Raw genomic sequence first — 9,131 nt, 5'->3', positions numbered from 1 at the left:
TCACTCCTGTGATTAAAAAGAAATGAGCTTAGCGAATATAAAATAAATGTTTAGGTGTGGTTTAGCCGACGGTTACGTATTATCTAATAGTGCAGGTACTTCATCTATAATATCAAACCAATCTGGTTTAAAGCCTTTATAAAAATTTCTTATTTTTGAATGTGTGACTTCTTTTTTTAATAAAGCAAGAGAGGCTCTTGCTACTGGTGTGACACCTGAAAATAAATTAATATGTTTCTTATCGTGATTTATTTCTATATTTAATTCCGGCCTAATATTTTTTACTACATCCATATCAGTTGGAGGGGTTTCAAACTCTTCACTTAACCAATTAGTAAAATCCGTAAGTTTACCTGGTAAGTGTTTAATATTAAAAGCCTCTAAGCTTCTTTTTTCGATAGATGTTAAACTAGGAATTAGAATATAACTCTGTAAACTTGTACTACCTGTTTTCGCTTTAAACTTCTCAATTTGATGATAAAATAAAGGTTCTTTTAAAGCTGTGCCAATAAATATAAATGTATACCGATGAAAGTCTCTAGCTAACTCACTATACCATGCTGGCTCTGTCGCGGAGCCACTACCATACTCTTGAGCTGAAAATATAAAACCATTCTTTGGTGATCTGATATCACCATTTAGCTTAATGTAATCAAGGCGTTTGAAAAATTGGTCGGGCTCGATAATGTTGTCATTTCGGTGTCTAGTTTCAAAAGGCTTATTAAGATAGCGACCTGCTGCAGCCTCAAATGCATCATCTATATTTAAAGAGTAAATTCTAAAAAAAGGATATTTCTGCAGCTCTATATATTCTTTCGATGGAGTACAAAACTTAAATTTACTATCTAAAAAATTATTTACTTGCTCTCCCAATATTCCCTTTGCCGCAGAGTATACTTCTGACAATGCTTCACCACAATACTCCTCTCCCATTTCACGAGCAAGTAACTCCGCAAGCTCACCACCCAAAGGGATATCCTCATTCCGTTTATTCTTGCAACCTTTAGAAGCACCTGCCCCCAGTAGTAAAACCAACCGACCGTTAAGCATTGCATTTTTAATATTTTGATCCACTAAATAATCCCTTACATTGAATAACTAAATAATTTTTCATCTTAGAATTACATTTATAGTTAATACTTTCAATAAGTTTTGTTAAACCTAATAGAATAGTCTCAAGCCTGAAAACAAGCTGGATTTTGACTATTTAAGCTATCGCGATTTATACAAAATTATGCTCATTATCAAGTACACTATAAATATACTGACACCACCTAATAAATTACTGTTAATAATTACTGCTTTAAAAGTCGCTTTTCTGGATTATTTAAGTACTTTAAGCCAATGGTAACTATGCGTTTATGTACCATTGTTATAACGCGTATTTGCACATTGCCAATAACAACAATATCGCCTTTACTGACTTCTCCTGAAAGCTTTTGATTGATCACTTCTTCCAAGCTTATCTCTTCTGGGGCGTCTATTTGCATGTGATAAGAGTAAAATATATCGCCTACCAACGTTACCCCTTTCACTTTAAGTTCGTTGTGGGCTAAGTGGCTATCTTGATGGTTTGTTTTATCGGTTGCTGTAAAAACTAAATCAACAAAAGGTCTGTTATCTGGTTTTAAAACAACAAATAAGTGGTCGTTTGCTTTTAACTTAGTTGAGCCTCGTGGCGGTATGATTGACGGGCCCCGTGTGATCATAGCAACAACCACGCTCTCAGGAAGTGCCGCATGTGACAAACTGCGCCCAGAAACCCGAGAAACATCACTTAATGTGTACTCTACAATTTCTATATCAAAAATGTGAAGGGTTAGGCCTTACATCTTGCTAAGATCAAAAGCTAATCTCACGTTTAACACCCTTCCCCCGTCATCACGCCCTGAAAATAAGTAATTGATGAGTAATATCGCGCATGGATGCGCGATGAGGCGAAACTAGGCCATGGATGGCCTATCTTCGCCGTTTACGTTCACATCAATTATGTTTTGAAGGATTAAGCGTGATGCTCGGGTGGCGCTGGGAGAGTCCAGAGAGGGGTCAGCGGCAGCCCCTCTTTGGCTGCAGCCGCCAGCGCGACAAAATCTTGAATAAGGTTTTAATGTAGGTCGTGGATTTATCCAGTCAATAGTTAGCAAAAAACCACCAGCCAAGGCCTGCTCATAGCGCTCAGACAAGTTGGAGGTGGGGTAAAGTGTGCAAAGTGAAGCTGAATATTTACCAAAAATTACTCTACCAATATTAATTTTTCTGCAAGCAAACTTAAACAACCATTAAAGTATCGCGCAACGTCAATCACATCGCCAATTGTTAAGCTTCTCAACAAGAAACTCATCTACTTGCTTATAAGTATGCGCATTCACAGAGTCCAAATCAAAACTTAAGATTATGCCATTAACTTTAAGCTGCCTTAAACAACTATAGCCTTTCTTATTTTTCCCACTACCATCGAGCATACAGCTACCCCAGAACTCATATGTTTCACCTACTTTTTTATATGCATTCCAATTGTAATCACTAAGGTCTTCAAAATATATTCCGTCTAGTTCACTTGCTCTTAAATCGTCTATGCTAGCTGGATTTAATGTTATTTCATTATGAGACAAATTAACTTGAATATTATGTTGGTACTTACCAAATAATGGGTCAGGGCTGAATGCTTTAAATGTTTCTACTTCTTTAGCAACTACCTCCCCAGAAAAAAATAGCGTGGGCCCATAATCAGTTGCACTATCAAAATTTTTATCTACGTTTGAAGTTTCACTAGATAATGTTGCGGGTGTTAATTGTTCATTTGGCAGACAATAGCCCTGCCAGATAAATTTCCCCCCATTACACCCGCCGAGAAAAAAGGTAAGAAAAAATACGGCTAAAAACTTAATCATTGGGTTGGTCTCTGGTAATTATTAGCATTATCACAATCATGGCAATACAGATTACCATACAGCTGGAACTCTGCATCATTTGGAACACTATCTAACCAAGTACCACCATAAAAACTAGGTGGAATATTAAACTTCTTAAATGCATCATGATGATAATCTGCCATTTGCTTTAAGCTAAGCAGCCCTCTTATTTGACCAATGTTACCAGCCTGATAATCATGCTGCACATATTTTATGTGCTGCTTAGCAACCTCTAAGCCCACCTTTTTAATCATCTGCCTCATTTCAACAAAAGAACCTCTGAATCCACCTCGCTCTAATCCAACAGCTAAATTTACAACTGTCGAACGCGCCATAAACTCCCAATAACCAAAACCTTTATTATTCCAAAAAGCTGCAGAGCCTTGACGGATCTCTCTTTTCAAATTTTCAACATCTGAAACCCATAAAGCATAACCAATTCGAGCAACTGGGTCTTTTTTACGTAATCGACTAAGCCAGAAGCCTTCCAAATTTTCAGCTAAAAATAGAGCTCTTTCTTGAGGAGTAATAGACAGGTTTGATCCGAGCATAACTTAATTCCTTGTATTAAAATATCCATTTATATTCGCTAGAAAAGTACCCTTATCAATACATCATGTCAACCGCGCATCTATTGTTTGCAAGTATGGCGAGAATATAGTTGGAAGCAGATTTTGCATCTTCCCAGACCAAACACAAATCTTACGTTTAACACCCTTTCCCCGTCATCACGCCCTGAAAATAAGTAATTGATGAGTAATGACGCGCATGGCAGGATTTTGTTCCCGACAAATCCTAAGTACCTACGTCCATGTAGCCAATGCGCGTTAAGGCGGAACTAGGCCATGGGTGAAAAGCGTAGCTTTGAACGAGAGGCCATGGATGGCCGAACTGGGGAGCGTACAAGGATGTGTAAGTTGGCCTATCTTCGCCGTTTACGTTCACATCAATTACGGTTTGAAGGATTAAGCGTGATGCTCGGTTGGCGCTGGGAGAGTCCAGAGAGGGGTCAGCAGCAGCCCCTCTTTGGCTGCAGTCGCCAGCGCGACAAAAAAGCCTGCATATTTGCAGGCTTTAAACTCACTCACTTTGTTGGGTTTCGCTACGCTCTACCCAACCTACAAAACAATTAAGCTCGTTACTAAGTACGCCATAAACGTTAGGCCGCCGCCCACTAACGCATAAGGTAATTGGGTTTTAACGTGGGTGAGTAAATCACAACCTGAGGCGATGGCTGATACTGCGCTGGTGTCGGATATAGGGGAACAATGATCGCCAAATATCCCGCCACCTAAAATAGCGCCTACCACCAGCGATGGCGGTAAACCAAGCGCTTGAATAAGCGGTACACCAATGGGGATGAGTATGGCAAATGTGCCCCACGAGGTGCCTGTAGTAAACGACATAACCGCGCCAGTTAAAAATAGCACTGGCACTATTAAATATATAGGTAAGTAATCGCCAACCAAAGATGCGACAAACACGCCTGTACCTAGCTCTTTTAAGCTTGCACCCAGTGTAAGCGACAACAGTACTATGGCCACTAACGGCATTAATTCGCCCATGCCTTTAAAGCCGGTATCAACAAGTTGGTGATGGGTAAATTGGCGCGAGCCAATCATTAAAAAATAGGCTACAACAATAGCTAAAACCGTGGCGTACAATACTGATTTTGAACCGCTGCCCTCGGCAAGTACGCCGTTACCGGTATAAAACATAAAGCCAACCATACTAACAATTAGCGTTAACAGTGGCACTAGCATAAAGCGTGCTTTAGAGCCTTTTACTTCTTCTTTTAGCTCGGTTGTTTGTAGCTCTAGTTTTTGTTCAGCCACTTTCATTGGGCCATGTACTTTATCAAAGGCAATGGTATAAAAAACAATAACCAAGGTGATTATGGCGTAAAAGTTATAGCCTACACTGCCCCACAGCACCGATACGGCCGACTCACCTAATTCGTAATTACCTAGCAAGCCCAGTACAAATGCACCCCAGCCGTTTAGTAATATTAAAATACACACAGGGGCGCTGGTGCTATCGATTATGTAGGCTAAGCGCGCGCGGCTCATTTTAAATTTGTCGAACAGGCCGCGAGATAAAATACCCGAGGTAAGCACACTCAGGTTTGACTCTATAAATACCGCTACGCCGGTAAACATAGTTAAAAATCCCACTTGGCGCTTACTTTTAGCAACACCTTTGTTCATCAGTAAATTAACGGTAGCAGCAACACCGCCAGACTCGCGAATATAGGCAAGTAAGGCGCCTATTAAAATACTAAATATGAGTATACGGGTATTACCAGGGGAACTTGCTACCGAAATAATGCGCTCTATGGTATTTAAAAATGTATTAAATACGCTATTTCCTTCGCCCTGAATGGCCAGTAAGAACTCTGATGAAGCCACTGCCACCAAAAGCGCCATAATCACTTCTTTACGCCAAAACACGATAGCAATGGCAATCAGTGGCGGTAAAATAGAATACCAATGCATAAACAAACCTTTTTAATTTTTATAATAAACGCGGCTTTAACAGCCTTGGTTAGTTAATAGTAAGCAGTTAACTTAATAGATTTACACCATTAAGTCACTCACTGAGTTTACTGATTTAACAGCGCCTCATATATTAATGAAACAATAGAACCGTATTGAGCTGTTTCATAGTTTTTACCTACAAACTGATAACGTTTTTCACTACCTTTAATTGGTGAATGGCGTGCATTGGTAAGTAAGATGATGGCTAAATCGTAAGCGGGATCAATCACAGTTACTGTGCCAGTCCAGCCTGTGTGTCCATAAGCTTGTGGGCTGGCATACGGGCCAAAGTGCCAGCGCCGCGCTTGATTATTTCCTGCAAGACGAAAACCTAAGCCGTAGGTTTCATCGGTACTTTGTGGGGTTAAAAACTGCGCCAAGCTACTGGCATTAAAAATTTGCGTATCGCCATAACCACCTTTGTTAAGCAGCACTTGGCACAGCACAGCTAAATCGGGGGCGTTACTAAATAATCCCGCATGGCCTGCAACACCATCAAGTGAGTAAAAAGCACGCTCGTCATGCACTTGCCCCTGTAGCACATTGGTGCGAATATTATCAAAATGAATACGCCCATCGCGGGTATTTCCACTTAGCTCCGTGGCGGCAAACTGCTGACGATTAAAGCCTTTTTTAAGCGGGTTATATAAGGTGTTATTGAGTTTTAAAGGCGCGTAAATATGCTGCTCTAGGTATTCGTCGAGCGGTTGGCCGCTAATACGCTCAATTAAAACTCCTAAAATCATGTAATCAATATCAGAGTAAACATGCTGAGCGCTTGGCTCGCTGGCTAGTGGCACGCTGGTAAGTAGTAATTGTTTAGTGGTGTCGCTGGCTTGTGAAAAAAACGCATCGCCGTAAGCGGTGTCTTTTCGATGAAAATCAAACACTGGCGGATAACCGGCACTATGAGTTAGTAAGTCTTTTACTTGGCGGTGCTCTCGGCCATTACCCTGATACTCTTTTAGGTATGAATGCACCGTATGATTTATGTTTAACTGCCCCTCGCTGACCAACTTCATTAACGCAAAGTTAGTAGCAAATATTTTTGTGTTTGAGGCTAAATCAAAGAGTGTATTTGTTTGCATGGGCTCTGGGCGTAACAACATTAAATCATTTTGCTGATATTGCTTGGCATCACCATAAGCGGTTAATTTTAATATCTTACCCGCTTTAATTACCGCTAATACCGCACCAGGAAAGCCCGCACTTACATCTTTTTCTATTAGCTTATCTACCGCACTAAAATCAATGGTTTTAGCCACTGAGCTATTTAGAGTAGCAAAGGCAAATCGCAGAGTTAAACTGCCGTCAGCAGGTTGAATGTTATCAACCTTAAAAGTGTTAACTCCGTTGTGAGTGTACTGCCCTAAATTAAAGGCATACTCAGTATTTTTTTGCAGGGTATCAAGAGCTAACTTTTTATTATTAATATAAATATCGGCACTTAAGGCACTTTCATTTTGTAGTAATAATTTTCCGCGCCCTTTATACGCTTTAAAGGTGCCACGATTATTTACATATTCTCTGCTGCTGGGGTTGGACTCAGGAAAGGTGGCAATCACCTGAGCATGAGCGAGGCTTTGTATTTGATTAGGAATAAACGGGCGCTGAGATTTAATTGCACTGCTTGCGCCACTGCAACCGGTAATAATAAAGCAAAGCGCAATTGTCAGCGCGTTAAAAAAAGTACGCTTTGCTAACACGGAAAAATTTAAATACACACCCATTCCTTTATTGGTAGAGCAAATAAGGCGCTCTTTGCTGTTTAAATTGCTCAAGCCCCGCTTGCCAACTTTGTTTAATTTCCTCAGCTGAGTGCCCTGCTTCTATGGCGAGCCTTAATTTATCGGTACCTGCGAGCTTATCCATAAAATCGGCACGTTCAAAAAACACCTGCTTAGCCTGTGTAAGCTGCTGGTAAGCATTAATTAAATAATTTAAGTTTAAGCCTGTGATATTACTATGGCGTAAATCAATCCCTTTCACTAGCTGGTCTTTAAATTTAGGATTAAGCGCTGCGCCTTTTATTGAGCGAGGGGTAAAGCTAAAGTCCCCAAGTGCTACTGGTGAATAACCAATAACCTGAAAGGCAAAGTCAGTTCCTCTACCAATGCTAATAGGAGTGGCTTCAAAAAAGCAAAGTGATGGATAAAGCGCAATTGATTGATCGTTGGGTAAATTAGGGCTTGGCTTTACCGGCAAACTGTATGGCGTTGTGCGGCTGTAGCCTGCAACAGGGATCACGCTTAGCTTTAAATCACGAGCCTGATTGATCCACCCCTCACCTTTGATCATTTTAGCAAGCTCGCCTACCGTCATACCATGCAGTACAGGGATTGGGTGCATACCCACAAATGATTTAAATTCTGGTTCTAATAATGGGCCGTCAATGTGGCTAATATTTGGGTTTGGCCTATCGAGTACTATAAATTCAACACCTTGCTCTGCAGCTGCCTCCATCATGTAATGCATAGAGCTTATGTAGGTATAAAAACGTACGCCCACGTCTTGAATATCAAAAATAATTACATCTACATTTTGCAATGACTCGGGGGTTGGCTTTTTGTGTTTACCGTAAATAGAAATAAGCGCAATATCGGTTTTGCTATCAACGGCGTTTTGTACATGAGCACCGGCATCGTGATCGCCTCGAAAGCCATGCTCAGGTGCAAAAATTTTAGTGATGTTGATGTTTTTAGCCAACAAGCTATCAACTAAATGCGTTTGCCCCACAAGAGAGGTTTGGTTAACCACCAGCCCTACACGTTTGTTTTTTAATTGGGGTGCATACATAGCAAATTGCTCTGCACCTACGGCGATTGCATGTTTAGTCTCATTTGCATGTGTAGCAACGGTAAAAAGTGCACTTAGTATAAAAAAGAAGGTAAAAAACACGGTTTTAAACATACAGCAAGGTCCTTTTAAACAAGGCATTTAAAATAACACAGCTAAGTTTAAAGAGCAGCTTAGGTTTTAAGAATTAGCGGTCAGCGGTCAGCGGTCAGCGGTCAGCGGTCAGCGGTCAGCGGTCAGGTAATAAAAATAAAACACCGAGCCTTTTGCAAGCGCAATTTTTATATTGTAGGCGGGAGTTTACCTCGCGCAGGTTTTAGGTTTTAGCAATGAGAAACTGTGTTTCTAACGTGAGTAAGCTCTACGTCCACATTGAAAAATTGCGGTGATATTATTTGTAGAATGTAGCTTGCTGGTGTTTAAATACTCATGGTGATTTTGAACGTCTCATTTACTCCTCTTTCACTTCTCTTTGTGCATTTAGGTTTTTAAGGGCGTTATTCACAAAGAGATTAAGAGGCGCTGCGCTTTTAGAGAAGTGATTAAAACTTTATAAATCAGAAGCTGTGTTTCTAACGTAAGTAAGCTCTACGTCCACATTGAAAATAGACGATAATATTATCTCTAAAATATAGCTTGCTGGCGTTTAAATGCTCATGGTGATTTTGAACGTCTCATTTACCCCTCATTCATTTCTTTTTGTGCATTTAAGTTTGTAAGGGCGTTATTCACAAAGAGATTAAGAGGCGCTGCGCTTTTAGAGAAGTGATTAAAACATTATAAATAAAAAGCGACGCTTTTAACGTAAGGTATCCGTCCGGTGATCACCGCCTAGCCTTTAAAATTCCACGGTAATAGACTATCGATATCAGGTGTTGATTGGCAC

Annotated in this window: 7 protein-coding genes; all 7 read right to left on the bottom strand. The window is 40.4% G+C overall.

The window, feature by feature from the left end:
• Nucleotides 1–72 precede the first annotated feature (72 nt).
• A complete protein-coding gene (locus AAEY57_RS17995; protein WP_350608434.1) occupies nucleotides 73–1,074 on the bottom strand; it encodes an SIR2 family protein in 1,002 nt (333 codons plus the stop codon).
• A 221-nt stretch (nucleotides 1,075–1,295) separates the two neighbouring features.
• Nucleotides 1,296–1,796: a TrkA C-terminal domain-containing protein gene (locus AAEY57_RS17990; RefSeq protein WP_350608435.1), complete on the bottom strand. Its 501-nt coding sequence runs from the start codon at nucleotides 1,794–1,796 to the stop codon at nucleotides 1,296–1,298.
• Between the two features lie 501 nt (nucleotides 1,797–2,297).
• Nucleotides 2,298–2,891 (bottom strand): hypothetical protein, encoded by a 594-nt coding sequence (locus AAEY57_RS17985; protein WP_350608433.1) that lies wholly within the window; start codon nucleotides 2,889–2,891, stop codon nucleotides 2,298–2,300.
• On the bottom strand, nucleotides 2,888–3,463 hold the full coding sequence (locus AAEY57_RS17980; RefSeq protein ID WP_350608432.1) for a hypothetical protein: 576 nt from the start codon (nucleotides 3,461–3,463) through the stop codon (nucleotides 2,888–2,890). The genes AAEY57_RS17985 and AAEY57_RS17980 overlap by 4 nt, the downstream gene beginning before the upstream one ends.
• A gap of 567 nt (nucleotides 3,464–4,030) precedes the next feature.
• Complete coding sequence (locus AAEY57_RS17975; RefSeq protein WP_350608431.1) at nucleotides 4,031–5,407, bottom strand: Na+/H+ antiporter NhaC family protein; 1,377 nt, start codon at nucleotides 5,405–5,407, stop codon at nucleotides 4,031–4,033.
• A gap of 107 nt (nucleotides 5,408–5,514) precedes the next feature.
• Nucleotides 5,515–7,179: a penicillin binding protein PBP4B gene (pbp4b, locus tag AAEY57_RS17970; RefSeq protein ID WP_502935500.1), complete on the bottom strand. Its 1,665-nt coding sequence runs from the start codon at nucleotides 7,177–7,179 to the stop codon at nucleotides 5,515–5,517.
• Between the two features lie 4 nt (nucleotides 7,180–7,183).
• Nucleotides 7,184–8,359 carry an exo-beta-N-acetylmuramidase NamZ family protein gene (locus tag AAEY57_RS17965; protein WP_350608429.1) on the bottom strand — a complete coding sequence of 392 codons (1,176 nt, stop codon included), beginning with the start codon at nucleotides 8,357–8,359 and terminating at the stop codon, nucleotides 7,184–7,186.
• Between the last annotated feature and the right edge of the window lie 772 nt (nucleotides 8,360–9,131).

This window comes from Pseudoalteromonas sp. MER144-MNA-CIBAN-0113 (assembly GCF_040308965.1).
Classification (GTDB): domain Bacteria; phylum Pseudomonadota; class Gammaproteobacteria; order Enterobacterales; family Alteromonadaceae; genus Pseudoalteromonas; species Pseudoalteromonas tetraodonis.
Note: the sequence above shows the minus strand (reverse complement) of the source record. Positions and strands in the feature narration are given on the sequence as shown.

Excerpts from the sequence above, each read along its gene's own strand:
- AAEY57_RS17985 (WP_350608433.1), bottom strand. The coding sequence starts at position 2,891 with ATGATTAAGTTTTTAGCCGTATTTTTTCTTACCTTTTTTCTCGGCGGG.
- AAEY57_RS17980 (WP_350608432.1), bottom strand. The coding sequence starts at position 3,463 with ATGCTCGGATCAAACCTGTCTATTACTCCTCAAGAAAGAGCTCTATTT.
- AAEY57_RS17975 (WP_350608431.1), bottom strand. The coding sequence starts at position 5,407 with ATGCATTGGTATTCTATTTTACCGCCACTGATTGCCATTGCTATCGTG.
- pbp4b (WP_502935500.1), bottom strand. The coding sequence starts at position 7,179 with ATGGGTGTGTATTTAAATTTTTCCGTGTTAGCAAAGCGTACTTTTTTT.
- AAEY57_RS17965 (WP_350608429.1), bottom strand. The coding sequence starts at position 8,359 with ATGTTTAAAACCGTGTTTTTTACCTTCTTTTTTATACTAAGTGCACTT.